At 62.7% G+C, this 25,717-nt stretch carries 22 protein-coding genes; 1 reads left to right on the forward strand and 21 read right to left on the reverse strand.

The genetic code is table 11. The annotated features are described in order from the left end of the window. The first annotated feature begins 29 nt into the window (after positions 1–29). Complete coding sequence (gene dnaE / locus BSY239_RS05965) at positions 30–3,587, forward strand: DNA polymerase III subunit alpha (RefSeq protein ID WP_069046040.1); 3,558 nt, start codon at positions 30–32, stop codon at positions 3,585–3,587. A 120-nt stretch (positions 3,588–3,707) separates the two neighbouring features. Here the strand turns inward: dnaE and tolA are convergent, their stop codons facing one another. The 21 genes from tolA to BSY239_RS06070 all read right to left on the reverse strand — a co-directional run bounded on the left by tolA (position 3,708) and on the right by BSY239_RS06070 (position 25,162). Beyond that, positions 3,708–4,604: a cell envelope integrity protein TolA gene (tolA, locus tag BSY239_RS05970; protein WP_069046041.1), complete on the reverse strand. Its 897-nt coding sequence runs from the start codon at positions 4,602–4,604 to the stop codon at positions 3,708–3,710. A gap of 16 nt (positions 4,605–4,620) precedes the next feature. Continuing rightward, complete coding sequence (locus tag BSY239_RS05975) at positions 4,621–5,064, reverse strand: ExbD/TolR family protein (RefSeq protein WP_069046042.1); 444 nt, start codon at positions 5,062–5,064, stop codon at positions 4,621–4,623. Between the two features lie 2 nt (positions 5,065–5,066). Beyond that, positions 5,067–5,765, reverse strand: a complete 699-nt coding sequence (gene tolQ / locus BSY239_RS05980) for a protein TolQ (RefSeq protein ID WP_069046043.1) — start codon at positions 5,763–5,765, stop codon at positions 5,067–5,069. Positions 5,766–5,798: 33 nt separating this feature from the next. Beyond that, on the reverse strand, positions 5,799–6,230 hold the full coding sequence (gene ybgC, locus BSY239_RS05985) for a tol-pal system-associated acyl-CoA thioesterase (protein ID WP_069048811.1): 432 nt from the start codon (positions 6,228–6,230) through the stop codon (positions 5,799–5,801). Positions 6,231–6,241: 11 nt separating this feature from the next. Then, positions 6,242–7,462, reverse strand: coding sequence for a pyridoxal phosphate-dependent aminotransferase (locus BSY239_RS05990; RefSeq protein ID WP_069046044.1), 1,221 nt, complete (start codon positions 7,460–7,462; stop codon positions 6,242–6,244). Next, on the reverse strand, positions 7,459–7,989 hold the full coding sequence (gene nusB / locus BSY239_RS05995; RefSeq protein WP_069046045.1) for a transcription antitermination factor NusB: 531 nt from the start codon (positions 7,987–7,989) through the stop codon (positions 7,459–7,461). The genes BSY239_RS05990 and nusB overlap by 4 nt, the downstream gene beginning before the upstream one ends. A gap of 2 nt (positions 7,990–7,991) precedes the next feature. Continuing rightward, the gene (gene ribH / locus BSY239_RS06000) at positions 7,992–8,456 is read right to left on the reverse strand and encodes a 6,7-dimethyl-8-ribityllumazine synthase (protein WP_069048812.1); all 465 of its coding nucleotides are present in this window, start codon (positions 8,454–8,456) and stop codon (positions 7,992–7,994) included. 45 nt (positions 8,457–8,501) lie between these two features. Further along, complete coding sequence (gene ribBA, locus BSY239_RS06005; RefSeq protein WP_069046046.1) at positions 8,502–9,632, reverse strand: bifunctional 3,4-dihydroxy-2-butanone-4-phosphate synthase/GTP cyclohydrolase II; 1,131 nt, start codon at positions 9,630–9,632, stop codon at positions 8,502–8,504. After that, a complete protein-coding gene (locus BSY239_RS06010; protein ID WP_069046047.1) occupies positions 9,629–10,273 on the reverse strand; it encodes a riboflavin synthase in 645 nt (214 codons plus the stop codon). The genes ribBA and BSY239_RS06010 overlap by 4 nt, the downstream gene beginning before the upstream one ends. A gap of 88 nt (positions 10,274–10,361) precedes the next feature. Then, positions 10,362–12,563, reverse strand: coding sequence for a type IV pilus modification protein PilV (gene pilV, locus BSY239_RS06015; protein WP_069046048.1), 2,202 nt, complete (start codon positions 12,561–12,563; stop codon positions 10,362–10,364). Positions 12,564–12,690: 127 nt separating this feature from the next. After that, positions 12,691–13,065 (reverse strand): type IV pilin protein, encoded by a 375-nt coding sequence (locus tag BSY239_RS06020; RefSeq protein ID WP_216637503.1) that lies wholly within the window; start codon positions 13,063–13,065, stop codon positions 12,691–12,693. 192 nt (positions 13,066–13,257) lie between these two features. Then, positions 13,258–14,427 (reverse strand): bifunctional diaminohydroxyphosphoribosylaminopyrimidine deaminase/5-amino-6-(5-phosphoribosylamino)uracil reductase RibD, encoded by a 1,170-nt coding sequence (gene ribD, locus BSY239_RS06025; RefSeq protein WP_236944140.1) that lies wholly within the window; start codon positions 14,425–14,427, stop codon positions 13,258–13,260. Further along, positions 14,415–14,876: a type IV pilin protein gene (locus tag BSY239_RS22785; protein WP_069046050.1), complete on the reverse strand. Its 462-nt coding sequence runs from the start codon at positions 14,874–14,876 to the stop codon at positions 14,415–14,417. Before BSY239_RS22785 ends, ribD begins: the two co-directional genes overlap by 13 nt. Before the next feature lie 4 nt (positions 14,877–14,880). After that, the gene (locus BSY239_RS06035; protein WP_156775422.1) at positions 14,881–19,290 is read right to left on the reverse strand and encodes a pilus assembly protein; all 4,410 of its coding nucleotides are present in this window, start codon (positions 19,288–19,290) and stop codon (positions 14,881–14,883) included. Between the two features lie 23 nt (positions 19,291–19,313). Beyond that, the gene (locus BSY239_RS06040) at positions 19,314–19,847 is read right to left on the reverse strand and encodes a pilus assembly PilX family protein (protein ID WP_069046052.1); all 534 of its coding nucleotides are present in this window, start codon (positions 19,845–19,847) and stop codon (positions 19,314–19,316) included. Beyond that, the gene (locus BSY239_RS06045) at positions 19,847–20,875 is read right to left on the reverse strand and encodes a prepilin-type N-terminal cleavage/methylation domain-containing protein (protein ID WP_216637504.1); all 1,029 of its coding nucleotides are present in this window, start codon (positions 20,873–20,875) and stop codon (positions 19,847–19,849) included. The genes BSY239_RS06040 and BSY239_RS06045 overlap by 1 nt, the downstream gene beginning before the upstream one ends. Beyond that, positions 20,872–21,366, reverse strand: a complete 495-nt coding sequence (gene pilV, locus BSY239_RS06050; protein ID WP_216637505.1) for a type IV pilus modification protein PilV — start codon at positions 21,364–21,366, stop codon at positions 20,872–20,874. Before pilV (BSY239_RS06050) ends, BSY239_RS06045 begins: the two co-directional genes overlap by 4 nt. A 9-nt stretch (positions 21,367–21,375) precedes the next feature. After that, positions 21,376–21,978 carry a GspH/FimT family pseudopilin gene (locus BSY239_RS06055; protein WP_156775423.1) on the reverse strand — a complete coding sequence of 201 codons (603 nt, stop codon included), beginning with the start codon at positions 21,976–21,978 and terminating at the stop codon, positions 21,376–21,378. 282 nt (positions 21,979–22,260) lie between these two features. After that, complete coding sequence (gene nrdR / locus BSY239_RS06060; protein WP_069046053.1) at positions 22,261–22,710, reverse strand: transcriptional regulator NrdR; 450 nt, start codon at positions 22,708–22,710, stop codon at positions 22,261–22,263. A 22-nt stretch (positions 22,711–22,732) separates the two neighbouring features. Further along, complete coding sequence (glyA, locus tag BSY239_RS06065) at positions 22,733–23,977, reverse strand: serine hydroxymethyltransferase (protein WP_069046054.1); 1,245 nt, start codon at positions 23,975–23,977, stop codon at positions 22,733–22,735. 294 nt (positions 23,978–24,271) lie between these two features. Then, positions 24,272–25,162, reverse strand: coding sequence for a lytic transglycosylase domain-containing protein (locus tag BSY239_RS06070; protein ID WP_069046055.1), 891 nt, complete (start codon positions 25,160–25,162; stop codon positions 24,272–24,274). Between the last annotated feature and the right edge of the window lie 555 nt (positions 25,163–25,717).

Consider the following 25,717-nt stretch of genomic DNA (forward strand, 5'->3'; position numbering starts at 1 on the left):
TGGCGGGTGCCGGCTCCTAAAATGGAGCGATGTTTCTACACCTGCGCCTGCACACCGAATTCTCCGTCGTCGACGGCACCAACCGCATCGATGAAGTCGTGGCCGCCGCGGCCGCCGACCGCCAACCCGCCCTGGCCATCACCGACCTGAGCAACCTGTTCGGTGCGGTCAAGTTCTACAAGGCCGCGCGCGGTGTGGGCGTCAAGCCCATCATCGGCGCCGAGGTGATGTTGCAGGGCTTCACCGAAGAAACGCCCGGCGCCATGCCCGGCAGCCACCAGCCCGCCGCGCCTCGGGTTCTGCTGTTGGTGCAGGACCACCAGGGTTACCTGAACCTGAGCGAGCTGCTGGCCCGCGCCTGGACGCGCAACGAAGGTCGGGGCCAGGCGCTGGTGCACCGCGACTGGCTGCAGGAATGCAATGCCGGTTTGATCATGCTCTCGGGTGCGCAGGCCGGCCCGGTGGGGCAAGCGCTGATGCAGGGCGACACGCAACGCGCGACCGACATGGCGCTGCAACTCTCCACCATGTTCACCCACCGCTTCTACATCGAGCTGCAGCGCGCCGGGCGTGCCGACGACGAGCGCCACGTGACGCAAGCCGTGCAACTGGCGGCGCGTTTGCACCTGCCGGTGGTGGCCACGCACCCGGTGCAGTTTCTGGAGCCCGACGGCTACGAGGCGCACGAAGCGCGCGTGTGTATTTCCGAAGGAGAGATCCTCGGCAACAACCGGCGTGTGCGCCGCTTCACCCGCGAGCAGTACTTCAAGAGCGCCGAGCAGATGCAGGCGCTGTTTGCGGACGTGCCTTCTGCCTTGGCCAACACGCTGGAGATTGCCAAGCGCTGCAACCTCACGCTGGTGCTGGGCAAGCCGCAGTTGCCCAACTTCCCCACGCCGCTGATCGATGGCGTGCCCATGCCGATGGCGGACTTCTTTCGCCAGTCGTCGTTTGAGGGGCTCGAAGAGCGCCTGGCCCACCTGTACCCCGACCCGGCCAAGCGCGACGCCGAGCGTCCGCGTTACGTGGAGCGTCTGGAGTTCGAGATCAACACGATTTTGAACATGGGGTTCCCGGGCTACTTTCTGATCGTGGGCGACTTCATCAACTGGGCCAAGAACAACGGCTGCCCGGTCGGCCCGGGCCGGGGCTCGGGCGCCGGCTCGCTGGTGGCCTACGCGCTCAAGATCACCGACCTGGACCCGCTGCAATACAAGCTGCTGTTCGAGCGCTTCTTGAACCCGGAGCGGGTGTCCATGCCCGACTTCGACATCGACTTCTGCCAGACCAACCGCGACCGCGTGATCGACTACGTCAAGGACAAGTACGGCAAGGACGCGGTGAGCCAGATCGCCACCTTCGGCACGCTGGCCGCGCGCGCGGCCATCCGCGACGTGGGTCGTGTGCTCGATTTCTCCTATGGTTTTTGCGATGGCATTTCCAAGCTGATTCCGAACAAGCCGGGCATGTCGGTCACGCTGCAGTACCCGCCCAACCCGAAAAAAGAAGGCGACAAGAACAACTACGCGATCGAGATGGAGCCGGTGCTGGCCGAGCGCATCGCGAAGGAAGACGATGTCAAGACGCTGATCGAGCTGGCGCAGAAGCTCGAAGGCATGACGCGCAACATCGGCATGCACGCCGGGGGTGTGCTGATCGCGCCGGGCAAGCTCACCGACTTCTGCCCGCTGTACGCACAGCCCGGCAGCGACTCGGCGGTGAGCCAGTACGACAAGGACGACGTGGAGGCCATCGGTCTCGTGAAGTTCGACTTTCTGGGTCTGGCGACGCTGACCATCCTGGAGATTGCGCGCGAGCTGATCATGAAGCGCCACCCGGGCCAGGAGGGCTTCCGTTTTGAAGACATCCCGCTGACCGACGCCAAGGTCTACGCGCTGTTCTCGCGCGGCCAGACCGAGGCCGTGTTCCAGTTTGAAAGCCGCGGCATGCAGGGCATGCTCAAAGACGCCAAGCCGAGCCGGCTGGAAGACCTGATCGCGCTCAACGCGCTGTACCGGCCAGGCCCCATGGACCTGATCCCCAGCTTCGTGAACCGCAAGCACGGCAAGGAAGTGATCGAGTACCCGCACCCGCTGGTGGCCGAGATGCTGTCCGAGACCTACGGGATCATGGTCTACCAGGAGCAGGTGATGCAGACCGCGCAGATCCTGGGCGGGTACTCGCTGGGCGGCGCCGACATGCTGCGCCGGGCCATGGGCAAGAAGAAGGCCGAGGAGATGGCGGAGCACCGCGAGATCTTCCGCGCCGGTGCCGCGAAGAACGACATCTCTCAGCAGAAGGCCGACGAGATCTTCGACCTGATGGAGAAGTTTGCGGGCTACGGTTTCAACAAGTCGCACGCCGCCGCCTACTCGCTGCTGGCCTACCACACCGGTTGGCTCAAGGTGCACTACACGGCCGAGTTCTTCTGCGCCAACATGACCGTGGAGATGGACGACACCGACAAGCTCAAGGTGTTGCACGAAGACGCGCTCAAGATGGGCATGAGCTTCGAGGCGCCCGATGTGAACCGCGGTTTCCACCGTTTCGAGCCCGTGACCAACAAGGTCATCCGCTATGGTCTGGGGGCCATCAAAGGCACGGGCCAGGGAGCGATTGAAGCCATCGTGGCCGCGCGCGAAGGCCGCGGCGAAGGCCCTCGGGGCCACGAGACAGGACCGTTCAAGAGCTTGTTCGATTTCTGCGTGCGGGTGGACCGCACGCGCCTGAACAAGCGCACGGTGGAAGCGCTGATCAAGGCCGGTGGTTTTGATTCACTGCACCTCAACCGAGCGGAGCTGCTGGCCTCGGTGGACCGTGCGTTCACCTTCGCCGCCGCGTCGGCTGCGAACGCCGCTCAGGCCGACATCTTCGGCGACAGCGACCACGGCTCCAGCACGCAGGACCCCGATCTGGTGGCTACCACGCCCTGGGGCGTGAAAGAGCGCCTGACCATGGAGAAGACCGCGATCGGCTTCTATTTCTCGGGCCATTTGTTTGACGAGGTCGAGCGCGAGGTGCGCCGCTTCGCGCGCACGCCGCTGGGCGATGTGGTGGAGAGCCGCGACCCGGTGATCCTGGCCGGCATCGTGACCGACTTCCGCGTGATCAACGGCCAGCGAGGCAAACTCGCGCTGTTCAAGCTCGACGACAAGACCGGCGTGTTCGAAACCAGCGCCGACGAAAACCTGATCAACGCGCACCGCAACCTGCTGAAGGACGACGAGCTCATCATCGTGCAGGCCGTGGCCCAGCCCGACCGCTTCTCGGGCGGCGTGCGCCTGAAGATCCAGCAGGTGTGGGACCTGGCCGCGGCGCGCTGCCGCTTCGGCAAGTACCTGCGCGTGGCGGTGAACGGCCACGCACCCGCCGTGGCCCAACTGGTGCGCGAGTTCCCGCCCAAGCGGGAAGTGACGGAGCAGGGGGAGTTGGTTCGGGGCCTGCCGGTGCGCCTGCAGCTCTTGCGCGAGGGCGCGCAGTGCGAATTGCAGCTGGACGACCGGGCGCTGTTTTTCCCGACCGATGCGGCGCTGGCCAGCTGGATGGCCCAGGCGCATGAGCGGCGGGCGGAAATCGTGTTCGATTAGGTGGCACCCCCTGCGCCGCTGCGCGGCTTCCCCCTCAAGGGGGACAACATCTGCGGCCCGGCGAAGCCGGTTTCGCGATGTTTCTGGGTGGGTCCCGGCGCTCCGGTTCTGCCTCGTGTGTCAGTCCAGCGGGCGCAGACCGATCACCAGTGATGACGGGACGCGCCCGTCCGTGTCTTTGGGCAGGCTGTTGGTGCGGTCGATGGCGCGCAGCACGGCCTCGTCCCATGCGGCGTTGCCGCTGCTCTTGATGAGCTTGCGCGATGTGATGGTGCCGTCGGGTGAGGTGCGAACCTCGACCTCGGCGCGGGGGTTGCCCGGGGCCACGTCGGTGAACACCACGTTGGGTTTGATGCGTGCGGCCACCTTGGCGCCATAGCCCGGTGTGGGGCCGCTGGACTGTGCGGCCGTGCCGGTGCTTTGTGGACCACCGGTGGCGCCGGCCTGGCCCATTATGCGGTTGATCTGGTCTTCGCGCATCTGCGCCAGGCGCTTTTCATCGGCCGCGGCCTTGCGCTCCTGTTCCCGCTTTTGCTCGGCCAGTTTCTGCTGGCGCGCTTTTTCCTCGGCGGCTTTTTCAGCTGCGGCCTTCTTCTCCGCTGCTGCCTTCTCGGCGGCCTTCGCGGCGGCCAACTTCTTCGCTTCTTCCTCGCGCGCTTTCTGTTCGGCCTCGGCTTTTTTCTTCGCCTGCGCCGTCGCGATGTCGGCCTGGTTGGGTGCGGGCGGCGGAGGTGCGGGCGCTGGCGCCGGCGCGGGTTTGGGTGCCGGTTTCGGCGGGGCGGGCTGGGGTGCAGGCGTCGGAGGTGGTGGTGCCACCGCGCGTGGTGCGGCCTGCACCGGCATGCGTGACCAGAGCTCGGCTTCGACCGTGACCGGTTCGGCGTCGTGTTGCCACTGCACACCCAGTGTGAGGGCAATCACCAGCAGTCCATGGGCAACAAGCGCCAGCCCCATGGGCCCGAGCCAGCGGCCGCTGGGTGGCGGCGCGAGGTCGAGGTGGTCGGCGGTGGACTGCATGGTGCTGGGGATGGTTTCAGCGTGAGGTTTGCACGGACAGGCCCACGCGGGCAATCCCGGCTTCCTGAAGGGTACTCATCACACGAACAACGGCTTCGTACTTCACGTTCTTGTCGGCGCTGATCACGACCGGCACGCCGCCTTCGGGTGCCGCGCCCTTGCTGCTCTGCAGTTGCTGCACACGGGCCACGAGTTGGGGGAGGCTCACGGGCTGGGGGTCGGTGCTGGCCGAACCTTCGCGCACCTGGATCTGCTCGTCCTTGTCGATCATCACCGCCACGAAACGGTCGGGCTGGCGCCCGGCCTGGCCCACGCTGGGCAGCGCAATCTGGCTGGGCGTGATCAGCGGCGCTGTGACCATGAAGATGATCAGCAACACGAGCATCACGTCAATGAACGGGACCATGTTGATCTCGTTGATGGTGCGGCGGCCCCGGCCGCGTGATGAAACGGCGGGCATGGTCAGTGACCCGAGGGTGTTTGTGTCTGCGCGCCGAGGTTGCGCTGCAGGATGTTGGAGAACTCTTCCATGAAGGTCTCCATGGCGTTGGCCACGCGGTCGATGTCGTGCGCGAAGCGGTTGTAGAACACCACCGCGGGGATGGCGGCGAACAGGCCGATGGCGGTGGCCACCAGCGCTTCGGCGATGCCCGGCGCCACGGTGGCCAAGGTCACCTGCGCCAGCGCGGCCAAGCCTGTGAAGGCGTGCATGATGCCCCACACGGTGCCGAACAGGCCCACGTACGGCGAGACCGAGCCGACCGATGCGAGGAAGGACAGGTTGGTTTCCAGCACATCGAGTTCACGCTGGAAGCTCGCGCGCATGGCACGGCGCGCGCCGTCGAGCAGGGCGCCGTTGTCGGTGATGCGGCGCTCGCGCAGTTTCTGGTATTCGCGCATGCCGCTGGCAAAAATGCGCTCCATCGGGCCGCCGTGTTTGGCGCTCTGGGCGGCTGCGGCGTACAGGTCGTTGAGGTTGGTGCCCGACCAGAACTCGCGTTCAAAGTCTTCGTTGTGCGCGCGCACGCGCTTGAGCGAAAACACCTTGCGGAAGATGGCAGCCCAGCTCATGACGGAAACCACCATGAGCAGCACCACCACGGCTTGCACCACCCAACTGGCGTTGAGCATCAATTGAACGATGGAGAGGTCTTGGTTCATGGGTGTTCAGAGAAGGCGGGTCGTGAAGAAGTTTCAGGGCGTCAGTTGAAGCGCGGCCATCACGGCGGGCGGTATGCGCTGCGGGCGCAGCAGGCGGTCGTCGACCCAGCCGATGCGGATGGTGCCGCTGCAGAGCAGGGCTGCCTGTGCGTCGCCTTGCTGCGGTTTCAGGAGCGCGGTCTGCTCGATTGTCATGGACGCACGGCCTGCTTCCACCACCCGTGCTGTAACCAGAAGCAAATCATCAAGCCGCGCGGGGCGGTGGTATTGCAACTGGGTCTGGGTGACGACGAACATGCCGCCGAGTTGTTCGCGCAGGCGTTGTTGCTCGACGCCCAGGGCGCGCAGCCACTCGGTGCGGGCGCGCTCGAAGAACTTGAGGTAGTTGGCGTAGAAGACGATGCCACCCGCGTCGGTGTCTTCCCAGTACACGCGGACTGGCCACGTGAATGGTGCAGATTGCAGCGCGGGCGGGTTCACAGCGCTTGCTCCAGGCGGGCCACGGCTTCCTGAAGCTGGGCCATCGAATTGGCGGTCGAGAAACGCAGATAGCGGCCCGGGTCGGCGCTGCCGAAGTCGCGCCCCGGTGTGGCGGCCAACTGACAGCGGTTCATGAGCTCGAAGGCCAGCGCCCAGCTACCGCCTTCATCGGGCCGGGGGCCCTGCCGCGGGATGCCCCAGCGCTCGCACAGCCCGGTCACATCGGCCCAGGCATAGAAGGCGCCGTCGGGCATCACCGGCACGCTCAGACCCAGGCGGTTGAGTTCGGGAATGAAGAAGTCGCGCCGCGCCTTGAACTCGCTGCGCCGGCGCTCGTACTCGGTGAGGCTCTCGGGCTCGAAGCAGGCCAGGGCTGCGTGTTGCGCGATGGTGCTCGCGCAGATGAACAGGTTCTGCGCGAGGCGCTCCACCGCGGGCACCAGTGCGGGCGGCAGCACCAGCCAGCCCAGGCGCCAGCCGGTCATGTTGAAGTACTTGCTGAAGCTGTTGATGCTGATGACCTCATCGCCCAGGCCGTCGGGCAGGCCGAGGGCACTGTGGCCGAATTCATCTTCGTAGCTCAGGCCGAGGTAGATCTCGTCGACCAGGGTCACGCCGTCTTTGGCGCGGACGAAACGCGCGATGCGTTCGAGTTCGTCGCGGGCGATCGAGGTGCCGGTGGGGTTGGACGGTGAGGCCAGCAGCACGCCGCGTGTGGCGGGGGTCCAGTGGGCTTGCACTTGATCTGCGCTGAGTTGAAAGCGCTGTTCTGGACCGCTGGGAACCATGACCGCGCGGCCTTCGGCAGCTTGCACGAACTGGCGGTTGCACGGATAGCTCGGGTCGGGCATGAGCACCTCGTCGCCAGCCTCGATGAGGGCCAGGCAGGCCAGCTGCAAGGCCGCAGAGGCGCCCGCGGTGACGACGATGCGGCTCGCGTCGATGGACAGGCCGAACCGGCTCAAGTACCAGGCGCTGATGGCTTCGCGCAGGGCGGGCAGGCCGAGCGCCTGCGTGTACTGGCTGCTGCCGCTGCGGATGGCGCGCTCGGCGGCGGCCATGACCAGAGGTGGAGCCGTGAAGTCCGGCTCGCCGATGTTCAGGTAGATCATCGACCGGTCGCCCGGCTTGGCCTGGGCGGCCATGCTGGACGCCGCTTTGGCCAGCTCCATCACGTAGAAGGGTTCGACGCGCTGGGCGCGCTGCGAAATCCTCACGGGGCTGCGTTTTTGCGGGCGCCGGTTTTGGAGGGCGCGGCGGCCACCTCGGCCGGGCGCAACTGCGCGGCCAACTGGTGCAGCACGCCGTTGACGTACTTGTGGCCGTCGGTGCCACCGAACGATTTGGCGAGTTCGATGCACTCGTTGAGCACCACGCGCCACGGCACGTCCAGGCAGTGCTGGAACTCGTAGGCACCGATCCAGAGCACGCCGCGTTCGATGGGAGAGAGTTCGGACAGCGGACGGTCCAGTGCGGGCTTGATCAGTGCGTCCAGCGCGTCGGCCTGGTTGACGCAGCCGTGCAGCAGCGCATCGAAGTGCACGCTGTCGCATTTGTGGAAGCCGGCCAGGTCGCGCGTGAACGCGTCGATGTCGGTGGCGGCGTTGCGGCCCACCAGGTGCTGGTAGATCGCCTGCAAGGCGAACTCGCGTGCGCGGGTGCGGGCCGACTTGTCGGCCGCCTTGCGGCCGATCAAGCCGCTCTTGGGCTTGTCGCCCTCGGTGGTGGGAAGTTCTGTGGACATGTTCAACCGATCTCTTGAAGCAGGTGGGCCATTTCGACTGCCACGCGGGCCGCGTCGCGGCCTTTGTCGGTCTTGCGGGCGATGGCCTGCTCCAGCGTTTCGGTGGTCAGGATGGCATTGGCAATGGGGATCTGGTAGTCCAGCGCCAGGCGGGTGACGCCCGCGCCGGATTCGTTGGCCACCAATTCGAAATGGTAGGTCTCGCCGCGGATGATGCAGCCCAGGGCGATGAGCGCGTCGAAGTCGTCGCGCTCGGCCATGGCTTGCAGGGCCACGGGCACTTCCAGCGCGCCGGGGACCTTGACGTGCGCGATGTTCTTCTCTTGCACACCGAGTGCGAGCAGCTCTGCGAGGCAGGCGGCATACAGCGCGTCGGTGATGGGTTCGTTGAAGCGGGCCTGAACGATCCCGATGCTGAGCTTCTTGCCGTCGAGCAAGTCAGCCGTGCCTTTGTCTGCGCCGAACATGTGCGGCTCCATTTCTTCTTGAGGATGTTGGGGAGGTGAGTGGCTTCAACCGTTTCGGCTGAGGTACCCGGTGATTTCCAGGCCGTAGCCGGTCATGCTGGGCATGCGGCGCGGGTTGCCCATGAGGCGCATCTTCTGCACGCCACATTCGCGCAAGATCTGCGCGCCCACGCCGTAGGTGCGCAGGTCCATGCGGCCTCGCTCGGGCGCCTGGGCGGAGCGCGCCGTGCCTTCGAACTGGGCCAGCAGCTGACCAGCGGTCTCGCCGCAGTTGAGCAACACGGCCACACCGGCGCCAGCTTCGCTGATATGGCGCAGGCTGGCTTCCAGGCTCCAGGAGTGCATGGAGCGTCCAACTTCCAGCGCGTCCAGCACCGACAGCGGCTCGTGCACCCGCACGTCCACCGATTGATCAGGGTTCCACTGGCCCTTGACCAGTGCCAGGTGCAGGGCGCCACTCGGTTCGTCGCGGAAAGCGGTGGCGCTGAATTCGCCAAACGCCGTGTTCAGGGGACGTGTGCCCAGCTTGTGTACCAGGCTTTCGTTGCGGCTGCGGTGTTCGATCAGGTCGGCGATGGTGCCGATCTTCAGGCCATGTTCGGCGGCGAACAGCTGCAGGTCGGGCAGGCGGGCCATGGTGCCGTCGTCCTTCATGATTTCGCAGATCACGGCGCTGGGGCTGCAGCCGGCCATGGCGGCGAGATCACAACCCGCTTCGGTGTGGCCCGCGCGCATGAGCACGCCGCCTTCCACCGCCTGCAGCGGAAAGATGTGGCCGGGTTGCACCAGGTCGGTGGCCACCGCGTTCGGCGCCACCGCCACCTGCACCGTGCGCGCGCGGTCGGCGGCCGAAATGCCGGTGGTCACACCCTCCGCGGCCTCGATGGAGATGGTGAAGGCCGTGCCCATCTTGGTGCCGTTGCGTGGGACCATGGGCGGCAGGCGCAGGCGCTCGCAGCGCTCTTTGGTGAGCGTGAGGCAGATCAGGCCACGGCCGAAACGGGCCATGAAGTTGATGGCTTCGGGCGTCACATGGTCGGCTGCGAGCACCAGGTCGCCTTCGTTTTCGCGGTCTTCTTCGTCGACCAGGATCACCATGCGCCCGGCGCGCATGTCGGCCACGATGTCTTCCACAGGCGAAATGGCCACCGGGGCCAGGGTTTCAGGCGCGTTCATGCGGGTTCCTTGAGAGTGGTGTGACCGGCGCTGAGCATGCGCTCGACATAGCGCGCCACGGTGTCGATTTCCAGATTGACCGAGCTGCCGTCGGTCAACTGGCCCAGGGAGGTGTTTTGCACCGTGTGGGGAATGAGGTTGATGCTGAATTCACAGCCGTCGGCGTCGTCCTGAACCGAATTGACGGTGAGGCTGACGCCATTGACGGTGATTGAGCCCTTGTAGGCGAGGTATTTGCCGAGCTCGGTCGGCGCGATGACACGCAGTTCCCAGCTCTCACCGACCTGGGCGAAGCGGGTCACGCGCCCGACGCCGTCCACATGCCCGGAGACGATGTGTCCACCCAGCCGGTCGTGGGCGCGCAGCGCTTTTTCCAGGTTGATGCGGTAGCCGATTTGCGCCAAACCCGTGGTGCGGGCGAGCGATTCTGCCGAGATGTCGATGGTGAAGTGCCGCTGGGGCAGATCCAGCGAGGTCACGGTCATGCAGGCGCCGTTGAGCGCAATGCTGTCGCCCAAGCCAACATCATCCAGGTACCCGGGGGGTGCCTCGATCGTGAGTCGCTTGCCATGGTCCAAAGAGCTGCCCAGGTCGTGGAGGGCGGCGATGCGCCCCACGCCGGTGATGATGCCGGTAAACATCCGGCTATTTTCGCAGGGTTTTGAAGCTCGCCCGGTTCGTCAGGGTGTCGGCCCCGAACGGAGCAGGCCTGGGCGAGTCAGTGATCCGTCACGATGTTGGGCGGCAGCCCGTCTTGGTGGGGTCGCAGCGGCGGATGCGGCCGGCCTGGGAATAGACCACCGCGGTGGCGCGACCTTCCGGCAGGTAGAACACCACGCTGCCGGTGGCGATTCCATCGGTGCTGGAACGCGGGAAACCTGCGGGATTGAACAGCAAATACCCGTCCGCCACGGTGCCTCGATCTTCCAGATCATCACTGGGCCCGTTGCTCATCACGCCATCCCCGGCGGGCCCCTGCTCGACGATCAGCGTGTCGGTCCCCGCTGTGTATTGCATGTCACGGTCCATGTCGGCATACACACGCCAACCTCCGACCCACCCCAGATCGGCATCCACCACCTGCACCAGGGTGTGGCGTGACATGCGCATGGCATTGGCCCGGGCCAGTTGTGTCGCATTGAAGAAGTTGCCGCTGACACGGGTGGGCACAACCGCCATCCATTTGTAGCTGTCGCTGCCTGTTCCAGCATCGTTCATGCGGACTCGAACGATGCGGGGCTTGCCCAGCACATTGCCCATGGCGGCATGGTCCGCGTCGGTGAATTCCCACAGCACGCTGTCCTTGGAGAATGCATCGGGTTCTGTCACGTCGAGTGCGTAGATGCCTTGCGCTCCTGCCCCCGCGCCAGACACCAGCACGCTTCGCCATTGACCGTTCATCTGGACCTCACCCACGGTGGGCGTTGCATCCAGCAGTGGGCGATGCGTGTAGTCGGGATCGGGCAGGATGTTGAGTTGCGGGACGATGAAGCCCGGGATGTAGGCAAACAGTTCTAGACCGTCGCTGGCGCGGAACGCGTGCAGCATGCCGTCGTTGGCGTTTGCAAACACCACCGGCGTCCGGTTCTTCTGCGTCTGCTGGAAGGCGGCGTAGCCAGTGCCTGCAAGCGTCGTGGACGGCGCCCCTTGGTACACCAGTCCTGAGTTGACCACGCTGCCCAAGACCCGTGTGCGAGCTCGAAACGGACGTTGAGGAGCGGAAGCAGAGCGCTCATCACCGCGGTGGCCGCGCAGGAAGTTCAGCCGACCAGGACCAAGGTTGTCCACGGGACCGCTGGGGCTCGTGTTCAGCGCATCCTGGTGCGCAGCAGCGAGGGAGCTGTCCCATTTGAATGGAGACGGACCCACGCTGCCTTGTTGCCCCAGTGGCGAACCCACCACGATGTTGCGACTGGCGCCACTGTCGGCCAGGGTGCGCAGTGTGAGGAGTTCCGAGGCGTCCCAGGCTGGCGTGCTTTCCAGCGTCGCTTTTCCGTCGGCTGACAGGCTGAGGGCGAACTTGCGAACCCGGCCGCTCCAGTCGCCGCCCACGGGATTGAAGCCGCCTTGGTACACCGAGTTTGCTTCCGAGGTGCTCAGCTCCTGCGATGTCAGTGCACTGCCCGCAATGCTGCTGGTTTCGTTGACCAGTGAGGCGAAGACGTTGCCGATCGAGTCCAGGAATTTTTGGGGGTCGCTCACCACAAAGTAGTTTTTGGCGTCGCCGTTGGCGCCTTGCCAGGCGAAGTTGTTGCCCATGGCAAACGGGCTGCCGGTGTTGCCCGCTAGTGCGTCATCGAAACCGCCGTATTTGGCGGCCAGGTGCAACTGTGTACCGCGGCGCAGACTGGCGCTGGCACCTGTCATGTTGTAGCTGTTGACGTCGATGGAAAACGTGCTGATGCGGGCCTTGGGCAGATCGGCTCGGAAGCTTTGCGTGTTGGCGAAGAGCGCCAGGCCCGCCATCATGAAGGAGCCCGTCGCGCCGGTTTCAACGAACGGATCGGTTGCTATGTTGGGAAGGTCCGGGCGGTAGGGGCTGTTTTGCGCAATGTTGAAGGCCTTGCGGGTTGTGCCGGTGCTGTCCGTGTAGGGAGCGCCCACGTTGGCTTCGAACGAGCCCACGATCCCGGTCCACTTTTGCACATCCAGCGGAACAGGTGTTTGCTCTGCCTGTCGAACGCCGTCGCTGTAGCGCTCCAAGGTGTTGCCCGGCAAGTACCGGTCGCTGTGGGTGGATTCGGCCAACTCGCTCGCCAAAGCAGCAGCAACCACCTGGTAGCGCGTTTGGGTGTTGGCTTGCAGCGCAGCCGTCTGCATGCCTGCCGACCCCAACATCCCGATGCTCAGGATGATGATGGTGACCAGCACCTCAACGAGACTGAAGCCAGCCTGGTTTGGGCGCACAGGGAACGTGTGTGCTTTGAACATGCACGCACTCTAACTGCGAAAAAAGAGTCACAAAGTAACTATCTGACAGCCAAAATGATTGGATGGATAGCCGGTATGACTACTATTCAGGCGGTATTGACGGGGAGCTCAATCCGTGTTTTCGGCTCTACCAAGCCCAACATTCCATCGGGCCGAGGGGGTGCGGCACTTCGGCCGTGGCGACTTGGCTTCGAACGCCCGTGTGGTTGATTCGGAACGAGCCGCACTGGTCACTGGCCTGATCGCCCTGGGGGTGGGCCGTCAGCGTGTAGGCCAACCCGTCTGTGGACGCCGCGGCGATGGTGTATTGCCTGCCTTTCACGAACAACACGCTTTCGGGAATGGCCACAGCCTTTGGATACCGGCCTTGCGCCGAGGCGGTGCGTTCCATCCACTGCGCTGCGTTGGACAACGCGGCGCGAGCGTTTGCGCGGTGCCCGCGCTTCACATGGTCGTTGGCGATGGGCAACACCAAGCCGACCACGACTGTCAGTGCAGCCATGGCGGTCGTCAGTTTGATGAAGTTGGGGCGACGCGAGAGGAGGGTGCTGAACCTGAACATGCCGGAACTCTACCCAAGCATGTTGAATTCCAAAGTAGTCAATCGATGGCTGCTACTCGACAGAAGACCGACGGATTGATTGCTTTGTTTGCACTACGCGCGCCTTTGCGTGGCAGGCGCGAGGAACTCAGATCAAGCGTGGGGCGTTCGCAAAAACGCATCATGGCCCTGCACGCGGGCCACGATGCGAAGGTCTTCACCCACACGTTCAATGGAGGCGAAGTGGAGTGGGACACCATCCTGCAGCAGCTCGAGGGGCCCCAGGTTCGACAGGCTGGCGCCTTGGCCGAGCAACTTGGGCGCCAAGTACACCAGAAGTTCGTCCACCAGGCCCTCGCGCAAGAAAGAGCCGTTGAGCTTGTGCCCCGCCTCCACATGCAGCTCGTTCACTTCGCGCTGTGCCAAGTCCCTGAGCATGGCCGCCAAGTCGACTTTGTTGTCGGCGCCCGGCATGTGGATAGGGATCGCGCCGCGTTCGGCCAGAGCCGCCTGCTTCTCGGCGTCGAGCACCGCGTGGTAGATCCAGACTTGCCGTGGCAGCCCGCCGGGGGCGGGCTCGAACAGTCGTGCTGACAACGGCGTGGCAAGCGCACTGTCCACGATCACGAGGTGGGGCTGACGTGTGGTGTCTGGCAAACGCACGTCGAGCCTGGGGTCGTCTTCCATTACTGTGCCGATACCCGTGAGCACGGCACAAGCGCGAGCGCGCCAGGCATGACCGTCAGTTCGAGCGGCTTCCCCGGTGATCCACTGGCTCGCTCCATTGTTCAGCGCACTCGTGCCATCGAGCGACGCGGCCATTTTCATGCGCACCCACGGTGTGCCGCGCACCATTCGGCTGAAGAAACCGATGTTGAGTTCGCGTGATGCCAAGGCCGCTTCGCTCTCGGGCGGGAGCAGCTCCACCTCAATGCCCGCCGCCCTCAGCCGCGCCAGGCCTCGCCCGGCCACAAGTGGGTTGGGGTCCTCAGTCGCCACCACCACTTTGGCTATTCCGGCTTCGACAAGCGCGTCGCAGCACGGTGGAGTACGGCCATGGTGGGAGCAGGGTTCCAAGGTGACGTAGGCGGTGGCACCGGCAAGTGGGTGGCCTTTGGCGCGAGCATCGCGAAGCGCCATGACTTCGGCGTGTGGGCCGCCGGCCTGTTGGGTAAATCCCTGTCCCAAGACATGCCGTTCGTGGGACATGATCACACACCCTACACGCGGATTGGGATTGGAAAGATCGATGGCATTCCGCGCCAGCGCCAGCGCCTGTTGCCAAACCGCAGAGAAGGCAGCGGGAGTACTTACTGCCAGCAAGCGTTCACAGCCTTCGCGCCAGACTTGCCCTTTTGTCCAGCTTGGTTGAGGGTCAGGTTGCCACATCCTGTGTCGCCAGCCTGCGGGCCACCGGGCACAGCGCGCAGAGCGTATTGGGAGGAGGTGGGGGCTGTGCTGAATTCAAACGTGTAAGACGCGCCGAGATCGCTGCGACACGACAGGACGGGCAGCACCGCGCTAGCCATGGGGGTGGCACAGCCGGCACCTGTGGTGTTGTAGGCCAGGCAGGTTGAGTAATTGCGCTCCATCCATTGACTCAGTTCCATGAGGCATCCGGCCGCTGCCACGCGCCGGGTCTTCAACACATGGTTTTGATAGCTCGGGTAGGCAATGGCAGAGAGGATGCCGATGATGGCCACCACGATCATGAGTTCGATCAAGGTGAAGCCTCGAACGCGGTGCGCAGCGGAGAGGTTGAGTGGTTTCATGAAATCAGTCCCTGACAATCTCGCGCCACGAGAGGCGCCCCCTGCGGGCAACAGTGGGAATATTGACTCGAACGTCCTCGAGGCGACCATCGGATCCTCCCACAACCAGACGATTGCCGATCAGGATGGCCTCTCCTGGCATGCCGACACCCAGGTCGATGGAACTGATGTTGGCGTTCTGGTTGCCGCTCAACTGGATGACATCGTCGAGAAAGTTGTTGTTGTCGTTGATGTCGAAGAAAGGGAGGCTCAATCTCGCACAGGTGAACGGATTGATTGCATTGATGTAGCCATTGCCGCCGGCAACACACTGATCGTTGGTGACAGGGACGATGGTGCTGCCGAGCAATGTGGGCTCAGCAAGATTGAACAGCCGGGGAGTGGTGATCATGCGCTCACCCGTCTCCGGGAGATCGACGTAACAGCCGTCCTTGTTGAACATGTCTCCCGCAGACGCAGTGGGGAAGGACCGGACCTTCTTGCCATCGAACGTACCGGTGATGCTGACTATTCGCGGTGTCATGTTGGCGCGGCTGCTCACGGTCGTGTTCGAATCGATGAAGCTGTAGAGGGTTTGCCTCGACGTGTTTGTGGGGTCGCCACTGAGGAAATAACTCCCCGTGCCGAAGAATACAAACCGTTTGCCCAGGTTGGGGTCGGACTGCACCGTGTTGATGGCCACAGACATTGGGCCAGTGATGGGCTGCACCCCATTGCTCGCGTTGCGCGCCACGAAAATGGGACTGGCATTGTTGTCCACGCTCCAGTTGGCTGGGTCGTCATTGGTCAGGTTGAATTTCCACACGTTGCCGAACATATCACCCGCGTACGCGAAGTCCACTTCGCCATCGCTGTTCGTATCGAACGTGCCAGGCGTGGCCAGGCCATTGTTGCCGGCGACAGGCGTGACCAGCTTGCGGATGATGGTTCCCGTGGCGAGCTCGACCACATAAAGTGCCGCGGACCCGTTGCTGCTGTTGTAACCATTGCCCACAAGGGCGACCTGCCGGCCGTCCTGGATGCGGGTGATGATGGGGCGTCCGAGCATGAAGCCCAAGTCTGCATCCGCAGAGTTTGTGTACTCCCACTTGACGTCGTTGGCCGAAAAGCTCTCCGGCGTCGTGACGTCAAGGCCAAACATGCCCTTGCCTCCGCGGCCCATCAGACCGATGAGATAAATGCGGTCGGTCGTCAGCGTCTGGTTGGATACTGCAATGTCGCCATCCACGAAATATTGGTGGTTGGTGTTGTAGTTGGTCGCCGCTAACGCCTTCATCTTGGGCAGTGAGGTGCTGGGGACATAGGCAAACATTTCCGAGCCAGAGGGAAGGCCGTTTGCTCCAGCGGCCTTTGTTGTGAAGGCGTGCAGCATTCCGTCGTTGGCGCCAACAAAGACCGTTTGCGTCTCCTTGCTGAAGGCGGGCGACGAATGCGCGATATCACCGAGAACTGTGCTGTCCAGTCGATCCCGGAAGTTGCCTTGTTTTGAAACTTCACCACTGCGATCGCCACGCAGGTAATTGAAGAGAGACTGGCTATCGTCAAACAGTGCCTTCTCTGCCGTGGAGAGCCCGCTGCCGCCCCATGTAAATTCGCGGCCCTTGTTGAGTCCGGTGGCGTCGGACCAGTAAAAGATCTTGCGGCTGTTGTGTTCTGGGATGCGGGCTGCTGCGTTCCAGGTGGGCGTGGCGCCAACGCCCGCGCTTGTTGCCGGGTAAGCCAGAAGGTCGCCAGACCAACGGTTTGAGTTGAAGGTGGCTTGGAATACAAGCGTTTCTGTGGACAGCGTGGTGCTGTTCGCGATGATGCTTCCTCCGCTGCCGCTTCGCGAACTGATGTTTTCCAAGGCCTTGCGCAACTGGGTGCGCAGGTTCAATGGGTTCTGAACCAGAAAGTAGGAGTCTGGGGTGCCATCGTTGTTGGCATCCCATTCTTGGCGGCGGTTGGGGCCAGTGATTGCATCCTCCGCTATGTAGCCGCCGTACTTGGCCAGGTACCAGAGCGGACCCTTGAGAAGACTGGCACCTGCCGAACCGGGAGAGAACGTGTAAGTCGGAATATTTGCGGCAAGAGCGCCAACGGCCGGCAAACTGTTGCAACCGGTGTTGGTCAAGGTTTCGCAATAGCCGGGCTCTTGGTCTTTGGGGACGTTGAGAAAATAGGCAGGCGAGTTCGTCTCGTCGCGGGCCACCAAGTAGACGCCGTCTTTGGTGGTACCCGAAATCACATAGCCCATGTTTTGCTGAATGCCACCAGCCTGGTAGGTAGGCGTGACCTTGATGGACAAAGTCCCGTTGTCATTGGCCTTGATCTCGTAAAGCGCAATGGCGTCCATGTCGTGGTCACCACCTTGCTCTACGTCTTCAAAGTTGATCTGGAAGCGCGCGGAGTACCGACCGCCGTTGATCGCAGCGTTGTAATCCTTACCGGTCGGGCCACTCGAATTGACCAGCTCTTCCACGTAAAAGTCGACGATCTGGTTGGTGGGCTGGTAGCTGCCCTTTGTGGCCACAATGTTCGACCCGCTGACCGATTTGGCAAACGGCACCATGGTGATCTTGCGGTCACCAGGCATCGGGATGTCGAACGAGGGCAGGGGCGAGCTCAAGGCGACTACGTAGGAATCCACCTTGACCGGCAACGACGCGCCCGCTGGCGTTGTCAAAGTGCGCACACCGACACTCTTGGCCCAATACGCCACCGCTGCCGAATAGTACGAACCTTGTTTGGTCGGTTCTTCGGGTGCCAGACCACGAATGCTGGCCAGGTTGGTGACGTTTTTGGGCGTGGGCGCGGCGTCGTACAACGTTCCTGACTGGCCGATGAAACGCAGCCCTGTGATGCTTGACGTTGCGCTGGCTGCTTCGATGCCGGTGATCAGATTGCTGTAGGTTTCCGCACTGAGCGAACTGATGATGCTCGTCCCCGAGATCGATGAACTGAAGGCGTTGACTGCACCTCGCACCTGATTGGAATCGAAGGACGGATTGACGTCCGAGATCACAAGGAAATTGGCACGAGAGCAATACGGCCGGTTCGCATAGGGATCGTCCCAAGTGGCGCTGTTGAGGCCGACCTGGCCATCAATGGTGCGTTCGGTGCTGGCATCAAACGCAGACAAAGGGGCCAGGGCGCCCGCAAAGTACCTGGCTCCCTCCATCATCATTTCCCCGATAGGGTTGCCCCAGTCCACGAGCTGCCCTTCGCTGGCGGCCTTGGCCGAGTCTTCATAAGGGCTGGACTTCCAGTACTCGTTGGTGGCGCTGCTCTGGTTGAAGCCGCGGATGCGCAGGTTGTTGAACGTGTCCACGATCGGTGCTGAACCGACCACGAACTGACCCGTGGTTGAGTTGACTTCGTTCGCAAAGGACGAAATCACCTTGCGCAGGCGCCCGCCCGACATGTGCTTGTCGTAACTGCCCGTCATGAGGCCAAACAACATGGCCTCGTTCTCGCCGTATTCATGCAGCAGTCCGATGGGTTTGTAGCTGCCGCTGTTTCCGTTGGGATAGAACTTGCACTCGTTGGTGTACGGTGTCTTGCATACTTCTGCGCGTACGGTGAAGTTTTCGGGCAATCCTGTCCCGTTGGGGAAGCCGCCGCTGGACAGGCTGTCCGCCAGCACTGGACGTTCTTTCGAAGCCCATTCCCAGATGCGCTTGTCGCCGCCGACGTTGCGACGGATGCGGAGCAACGGAGGCAGGCTGCTGCAATTGCTCAGGGTGGCGCAGGAGCGATCGATGTTGCCCGTCAAATTGCCAAAGAAATGGCGCGAGGTGGCATTGACGGGCAAATCCAGCGGCGTGTATTGGCGGATGTCGTATCCACTGGTGGCAATGCTGTGATATTCCTTGCCCCAGCTGTGGGCATCTTGCGGAATGTAGGCGCGCCGCAAGACCGTACGGGTGGCTGTGTCGATATCCCGGAAGCCGCCGTAGAGCACCTTTCGAAGCGCGTCGATGCGGCTGGTGGTCACGTAGTTGAGCCAGTTGCCCGACCACTCGGTGGCCCCAGTGCACACCCCAAGCGCCCCGGCAGTGGCAACCGGTTCGAAGAGCTCGGCGTTTTCGGCTGCGATGTTGGTGGCGTCGCTGATGGAGTAGCTGTCGCTGTTGCCGGAATAGCTGTAGCACAGGGTGGAGTCGAACAAGCCAAAGTAGGTGATGGTTGGCTTGAATCCCACATCCAGCAGTCCATCGCCGTTGATGTCGGAGGCGTCGTTGTACGCTTCGTAGAAAAGCTTGTGGTCGCGACCGGCAACCAGCATGGCCAGAGGTTTTGCGCTGACGGTGGCGCTCAAGGGGGTAGACGGCCAGATCAGGTTGGCGTGGGCCAGCATGGCGCCCTGCGTGAGGACGATCACAGACATCGCAAGCACTTTTGCGGTCGTGTTCATTCGAGCTTTGAGCTTCATTCGGATCCCCCTTGTGCGAACGGTCATTCCGTTGCGTAAATCGATTGAAGCAACACCGATGCCCGGTCATTGCCTGCGTTGCTGCGGGCGGTGATGCGGTAGCGCCGGCAGTTGGTGGAAGAGGTGGGCGAACTCGGATCGCAGGCGAAAGTGGTGCCCAGGTATTCCACGAAGTACTGCGGCGAAATGTCGATGTTGCCGTTTTCGACTACCGCAGCCGCACGCCAACTGGAGAATGAACTGTCCAGCCAGCGCGGCGTGTCTGTGGCAGCAGGTGAGCCGCAAATGCCGGACACGCAGGCGCTCAAAGGAGCGGGGGAGGGTTTGTTCGCTTCAACAAATGCCTCTGCCTCGCGCAGCGCGGCTTCAGCCGCCTGGAACGAAAGACTTCGATCGAGCGTGTGACCAGTCATGCGTTCTTCCAGGGTCACCGAGCGCATGCTGTTCAATCCCACAAGCGTCATGATGACGAGAAGAATCAGTGCCACAACAAGCGCGATGCCCTTTTGCTGTCGACGCTGCGGACGGGCAGTGCGGTGGCGATCGAGGGCAGGCATCAAAGGCTCCTGTTTCGGATGTTAACCACATGCACCAGCTGACGGATCAGAGGCTGGGCGTCGATGCTCACGTTTTGCTGCGTTTGCAGCGTGGCGCGCATGCGGACTGCCACCACCTGAAGCGGCGCTGCGTTGGACCAGTCGAGGATGGCCGTGGCGTCAATCCAGTCGGTGCCCAGATTGCCCGAACCTGAATCGCGCATCAGGTATTTCAACTCCAGATCCCTCACGCCTTCTGCAATTTCTTCCGCTGGTCCTGTGTCAGGCAGGCGGTACAAGGATCGGCCGCCGCGAGGGTTGTTGCCGATGTACCAGAACGACGCTGAGAGCCGGGTGACGAAGCCACCGCTCTGGAATGTCTTGGCTGTTCCGCCTGAGCTGCTGCAATCTGCGGGAAAGCCCAGCCCTTTGGTGCAGTTGCCAGGTGACGAGGTACCGGTGTTGTGCACGATGGTGCTGTTGGTACCCGGGCTTGAATTGGTGATTTGCGTGATGGCGGCGGAACCTGCGTCGCAGACCATGACAATTTCATCAATGGCCAAGCCGTGGTTGATGGAGGACAAATCGATCGAGGCGGCCGTGGGATTGTGGTTGGTGATGATCACGCCGTTGTCCAGCCCGCCACTGAGAATGGTCACGGCATCGGTGCCTGCCACCCGTTCGCCAACGCCTGGGCCTGTGGCCACGATGCCGGTGGCGTCCTGGCCACCGTCAAACCCTCGCACCGATCCGGCGTCCCAGTTGTAGGCCCAGCCCAATGCAGGGTTGATCAGAACATTGGCGACCAATGTAGCGCCACACAGATTGCCGCCGGCCTGACGAATCTCGCGCGCCGTCAGTTCAAACGAAATCCGGGCGTTTTCCTGCAAGCGTGCCAGATTCTCATTGGTCCGAAAAGCCTGCTGGTTGGTGACAAATATGTTGATCACGCCACCGATCAGCACCAGCCCCAGAACCAGGGCCACCATCAGTTCGATCAGGCTGAAGCCGCCCTGGCGGCGGCGTGTCGAAGTGCGGGGGAGAATCACAAGCGGCTCCTGGTTTCAAGACGTTGCTCGCCAGAGCCACCCGCTCGGGAATCGTCCCAAGTGATCTGAATAGTGCATTCGCCATTCACTTCGCAGTGAATTGCACCGCAGGTTGAATCCGCATTGCCCAGGGCGAACTTGAGACTTTCCAGCCAGTCCTTCCGCGTGGTGTCTCGCAGGTTGGGCTGGTTGAACACGTTGGCACTGCACGCCGGCTCGATCACACCTCCGGCTACAACCCCTGTGTTGTAGTTCTGGAGCACCGCGTTGTTGCGATCCGCGCGCATGGCATCAAGCATGTAATAGCTCAACATGACCGCCTGGGTGCGGCCATAACTGCTCTGGTTGGTCTTCAGCGCATTGGCCTGCAGACCCGCCATGCCGAGCAAGCCGAGTGCCAAGATCAGCACCGCCACCAGTACCTCGATCAAGCCCACACCTCGCTGGAATGAAGGAGCTCTCTTTACCTTGAAATGCATGGAATTTTTCATGATTCGTGTTCAAAGCGGGCATGTGGCGCTGACGCTGGTAGGTACCGATGTGGCGATACGACCGGCCGACGTCACGGTGATGTCGCGCGCTCGGCGAGAGTCCTCCATCACAGAGGCCGAGTTGCAGACGCGGATCCGACCCGCCTGAGCGGCTCCTGACATCAGGCGTGCGGTTCCATCGGCCGCGAAGGATATGTAGCTGGCCACGTTGGTATCGCCCACCAAGGTCAATGAGCCCTGTATTGCTTCATAACGTGAAACGATGGTTTCGCCTGTATTAACCTCAGCGGCAGCGCCTGATCGGGTGGTGTCCACAAATACGATCCAGCCCTGCTGCCAACCCCCCGCGGTCGTGCAGGTGTTCAGGTCAGCGCTTTTGCAAACGGTCACGCGGTTGCCGCGTCGAATGGCTTCGCTCCGAGCGAGCGTCATGGCACCTACAAAGTCGTTGTTTGCCGTGGTCAATCGGCTGCTGGCAATGAAGGATTGAAAGCTCGGGACCCCTACAGCCAGCAGAATCGCAAGAATCGCGATCGCGACCATCAGTTCGATCAAAGTGAAACCATGCTGAACGGCACGGATCAATTGGCGGTGGGTAAAGAAATGTTTCACGCTTGAATTTTGCCCGGCACCTTGTTGAGCGCTCCGCTGAAGCGCCGAAGTGCCTGCTTGGCGGGATAGGCGGTCGCGTTTTCGTAGGTGCTTTTTCCCGATCAGTGAATACGCCTGACGCAGTATTTTTTCTGCATCTGGGCGATAAGTTACATAGCGCTAATATTTCGAGAGATTGGCGAAGAAATTGAATTCTTAAGAATTCAAAAGTGGGGCTTTCTAGGTCTAACGTCAATGGGCGTGACATTGCTCACGGCCAAATCCCTGCCCTGTGGTCGTGGACTACCGCTGAACCTCATCCACCAACGCCCGGAATTCGTCGATGTCCTCAAAGCTGCGGTAGACGCTGGCAAAGCGCACGTAGGCCACCTTGTCAAGCTTCTTCAGCTCGCGCATCACCATCTCGCCCAGGCGCGTGGCGGGCACTTCGCGGGCGCCCAGGTTGAGCAGCTTTTCTTCGATGCGCTCGATGGCTGCGTCCACCTGTTCGGTGCTCACGGGGCGTTTGCGCAGCGCCAAGGCGAACGAGGCGCGGAGTTTGCCCGGGACGTAGTCCATCCGGCGGCCGTCTTTTTTCACCACCGCCGGAAAGCTCACTTCCGGCCGTTCATAGGTGGTGAACCGCTTTTCGCAATGCCCGCACTGGCGCCTGCGGCGGATGAAATCCGCGTCTTCCGAGACGCGGGTTTCCACGACCTGGGTTTCCAGATGACCGCAAAAGGGGCATTTCATCGTGTGATGCCGCCCGTTGGCGTTACTTGTAGACCGGGAAGCGTGCGGTCAAGGCATTGACCTTGGCGCGGACCGCTTCGATGTTGGCTGCATCACGCGGGTTGTCCAGCACGTCGGCGATCAGGTGGGCGGTGGCGCGGGCTTCTTCGTCCTTGAAGCCGCGGGTGGTCATGGCCGGGGTGCCGATGCGCACGCCGCTGGTGACCATGGGCTTTTCCGGGTCGTTCGGGATCGCGTTCTTGTTGATGGTCATGTGCGCACTGCCCAGTACCGCTTCGGCTTCCTTGCCGGTGATGCCCTTGGCGCGCAGGTCGACCAGCATCACATGGCTTTCGGTCCGGCCGCTGACGATGCGCAGGCCGCGCGACGTGAGTGTTTCGGCGACGATGCGCGCATTTGTCAGCACTTGTTGCTGGTATGTCTTGAATTCAGGCGCCAGCGCTTCTTTGAATGCCACCGCCTTGGCGGCGATCACGTGCATCAGCGGACCACCCTGCAAACCGGGGAAGATGGCGCTGTTGATGGCTTTTTCGTGCTGGGCCTTCATCAGGATGATGCCGCCGCGCGGGCCGCGCAGGCTCTTGTGCGTGGTGGAGGTGACCACGTCGGCGTGGGGAACCGGATTGGGGTATATGCCTGCAGCGATCAGACCGGCGTAGTGGGCCATGTCGACCATGAAAATGGCGCCGACATCCTTGGCCACCTTGGCGAAGCGCTCGAAGTCGATGCGCAGGCTGTAGGCCGACGCACCGGCAATGATGAGTTTGGGTTTGGTTTCGTGTGCCTTGCGCTCCATGGCGTCGTAGTCGATCTCTTCCTTGTCGTTGAGACCGTAGGACACCACGTTGAACCACTTGCCGCTCATGTTGAGCGCCATGCCGTGGGTGAGGTGACCGCCTTCGGCCAGGCTCATGCCCATGATGGTGTCGCCGGGCTTGAGGAAGGCCAGGAACACGGCTTCGTTGGCCGAGGCGCCGCAGTGGGGCTGCACGTTGGCGGCGTCCGCGCCAAAAATCTGCTTCACGCGGTCGATGGCCAGTTGCTCGGCGATGTCGACGAACTCGCAGCCGCCGTAGTAGCGTTTGCCGGGGTAGCCTTCGGCGTACTTGTTGGTGAGCTGGGTGCCTTGGGCAGCCATCACTGCGGGCGAGGCGTAGTTCTCGCTGGCGATCAACTCGATGTGGTGTTCCTGCCGCGTGTTTTCAGCCTGGATGGCGGCGTACAGCTCGGGGTCGGTTTGCTCGATGAGAATGTTGCGGTCGAACATGGCAGTCCTTCTAGAGGTGAATCCTTGCGCATTGACAAGGGCTGCCCAGGCGAACGGCTGAACACCCGCGCTGCGTCAGCGGGGCGGCACGCTTCCCAGTGGTTGTCCCGGCCGCGGATCCAGGGTTGGAATGATCGGGCAGGGGGGCCACGTCAGCGCCAGACCTCTGGAACTCATTCCGGAGGTTGCGCGCCTATCGCCAGTTGCGTACTCAGCGAGTTTAGCCGAGTGCCATGGCCTTGGCTGACCGTTCCCGCAAAGGCCGGCGCATCGGCTGCGCCGGCCACAACTCGCTCAGGACTGCGCCATGGGAGCGGGTGCCGGGGTGGCTGCCGGGGCGGCAGGGCCCGCTTCGATTTCGGTGCCAGGTGCCACCACAGGCGCCGGCGCAGCCGGTGCGACGACCTTGACCGTGCGCGCAGGCGGCACATAGCGCTGCAAAGGCTTGCCCAGCGCCACGCTCTGGATGCGCATGTGCTCGGACATCACCTTGTCGATGTACCAGCCACCGTCGGTGGTGACGGCACCCACATACAGACGCAAGCCGCCTTCCACCGAGCCAGCGCGCTTGATGCAGTCTTGCAGCACACGCACACCCACGCGCAGGTTGGACACCGGGTCAAAGGCAGCCAGCTGACCGCCGAAATCTTCGTACTTGTCGGTGTGCACGCGCGTGAGCACCTGCATCAGGCCCTGGGCGCCCACGGGGCTCTGGGCGAATGGATTGAAGCGCGATTCAATGGCCATCACCGCCAGGATCAACGTGGGATCGAGCTTGGCTTTCTCGCCGATCTCGAACGCTTCTGCCACCAGGGCGCCGAGCGGCTCGGGCGCCACGCGGTACTTGCGGCTGAGCCAGAACGTCACGTTGGCCTGCTGTTTGGGCAGGTCGCCTGGGTCGGCGGCGGTGACGCGGTCGATGGCGGTGGGCTCCACCGCGATCAAGGGTTCGTCCATGGTCGCTTCCTGGCGCTGCAGCAACCAGCCCAGCAATTGCTGCTCGGCGCTCTGGCGCAGGTCACCTCGCGCGCTCAGCACGATCAGGCCCACAGCGAACAGGGTGCCCAACAGGGCCACGCTGTTGTGTGTGATGTCGAGGAACCCACGGTAGGTGTCAGCCAGCGTGGTCTTGATGGATGCCACGACACCTGAGGTGTTCTTGTGTGGCGCAGTGAAGGTGGTCATGGTGTCGCTCCGTTCATGGCTTCGGCCGTTTGAGGCGGCTGGCCCAGTGTGGTCGCTGTCGAAGGCCTTGCAAATGGGTTTGGCGATCGACCTGGCCGGTGCTGGCTGCGGTCGGGGTTAACCCTTTGAAGGGTCAAAGTGGGCGGATGGTATGGGCTTATAAATACCCAGTCAATGTTTAGAACGCTGTTTAAAGATACTTTTGGTTATAAACATTCGGTTTCAACTGACCGCTCAAGCGCTTCGCTAGCGTGAAACCCAGCGCCTGCAAGGCTTGCGGCTGGGTTGCTTGTCATTTGCCGCTTGTCGGCTCGCGCCCACCTTTCATGTCGCAAAACCCGTTTTCGAGGTCCCCGAATGGACTTGGGAAGCGCCATTGAAAAGCCTCATGGCCCGTTTCGCCGACCCGCCTTGTCGTCAGCGGACGGGGAGAGTACGCTTCGCCTGTCGGTCTTGAGGACCGGCATCAGCCGACCCAGCGGTGCAACCGCATGACGGCCCCCAACGGGAGCAATCTGTTGCTTCCAGGCTGGAGAGACATCAAACTCCCTCCGC

It is taken from the genome of Hydrogenophaga sp. RAC07, assembly GCF_001713375.1.
In the GTDB taxonomy this organism is placed as follows: Bacteria; Pseudomonadota; Gammaproteobacteria; order Burkholderiales; family Burkholderiaceae_C; genus Hydrogenophaga.

Excerpts from the sequence above, each read along its gene's own strand:
- glyA (WP_069046054.1), bottom strand. The coding sequence starts at position 23,977 with ATGTTCGACCGCAACATTCTCATCGAGCAAACCGACCCCGAGCTGTAC.
- BSY239_RS06035 (WP_156775422.1), bottom strand. The coding sequence starts at position 19,290 with ATGAAGCTCAAAGCTCGAATGAACACGACCGCAAAAGTGCTTGCGATG.
- ribBA (WP_069046046.1), bottom strand. The coding sequence starts at position 9,632 with ATGAACGCGCCTGAAACCCTGGCCCCGGTGGCCATTTCGCCTGTGGAA.
- BSY239_RS06040 (WP_069046052.1), bottom strand. The coding sequence starts at position 19,847 with ATGCCTGCCCTCGATCGCCACCGCACTGCCCGTCCGCAGCGTCGACAG.
- BSY239_RS06070 (WP_069046055.1), bottom strand. The coding sequence starts at position 25,162 with ATGACCACCTTCACTGCGCCACACAAGAACACCTCAGGTGTCGTGGCA.
- BSY239_RS06010 (WP_069046047.1), bottom strand. The coding sequence starts at position 10,273 with ATGTTTACCGGCATCATCACCGGCGTGGGGCGCATCGCCGCCCTCCAC.
- BSY239_RS06020 (WP_216637503.1), bottom strand. The coding sequence starts at position 13,065 with ATGGCTGCACTGACAGTCGTGGTCGGCTTGGTGTTGCCCATCGCCAAC.
- pilV (WP_216637505.1), bottom strand. The coding sequence starts at position 21,366 with ATGAAAAATTCCATGCATTTCAAGGTAAAGAGAGCTCCTTCATTCCAG.
- nusB (WP_069046045.1), bottom strand. The coding sequence starts at position 7,989 with ATGTCCACAGAACTTCCCACCACCGAGGGCGACAAGCCCAAGAGCGGC.
- pilV (WP_069046048.1), bottom strand. The coding sequence starts at position 12,563 with ATGTTCAAAGCACACACGTTCCCTGTGCGCCCAAACCAGGCTGGCTTC.
- BSY239_RS05975 (WP_069046042.1), bottom strand. The coding sequence starts at position 5,064 with ATGCCCGCCGTTTCATCACGCGGCCGGGGCCGCCGCACCATCAACGAG.
- tolA (WP_069046041.1), bottom strand. The coding sequence starts at position 4,604 with ATGCAGTCCACCGCCGACCACCTCGACCTCGCGCCGCCACCCAGCGGC.
- nrdR (WP_069046053.1), bottom strand. The coding sequence starts at position 22,710 with ATGAAATGCCCCTTTTGCGGTCATCTGGAAACCCAGGTCGTGGAAACC.
- dnaE (WP_069046040.1), top strand. The coding sequence starts at position 30 with ATGTTTCTACACCTGCGCCTGCACACCGAATTCTCCGTCGTCGACGGC.
- tolQ (WP_069046043.1), bottom strand. The coding sequence starts at position 5,765 with ATGAACCAAGACCTCTCCATCGTTCAATTGATGCTCAACGCCAGTTGG.
- ribH (WP_069048812.1), bottom strand. The coding sequence starts at position 8,456 with ATGTTCGGCGCAGACAAAGGCACGGCTGACTTGCTCGACGGCAAGAAG.
- BSY239_RS22785 (WP_069046050.1), bottom strand. The coding sequence starts at position 14,876 with ATGAAACCACTCAACCTCTCCGCTGCGCACCGCGTTCGAGGCTTCACC.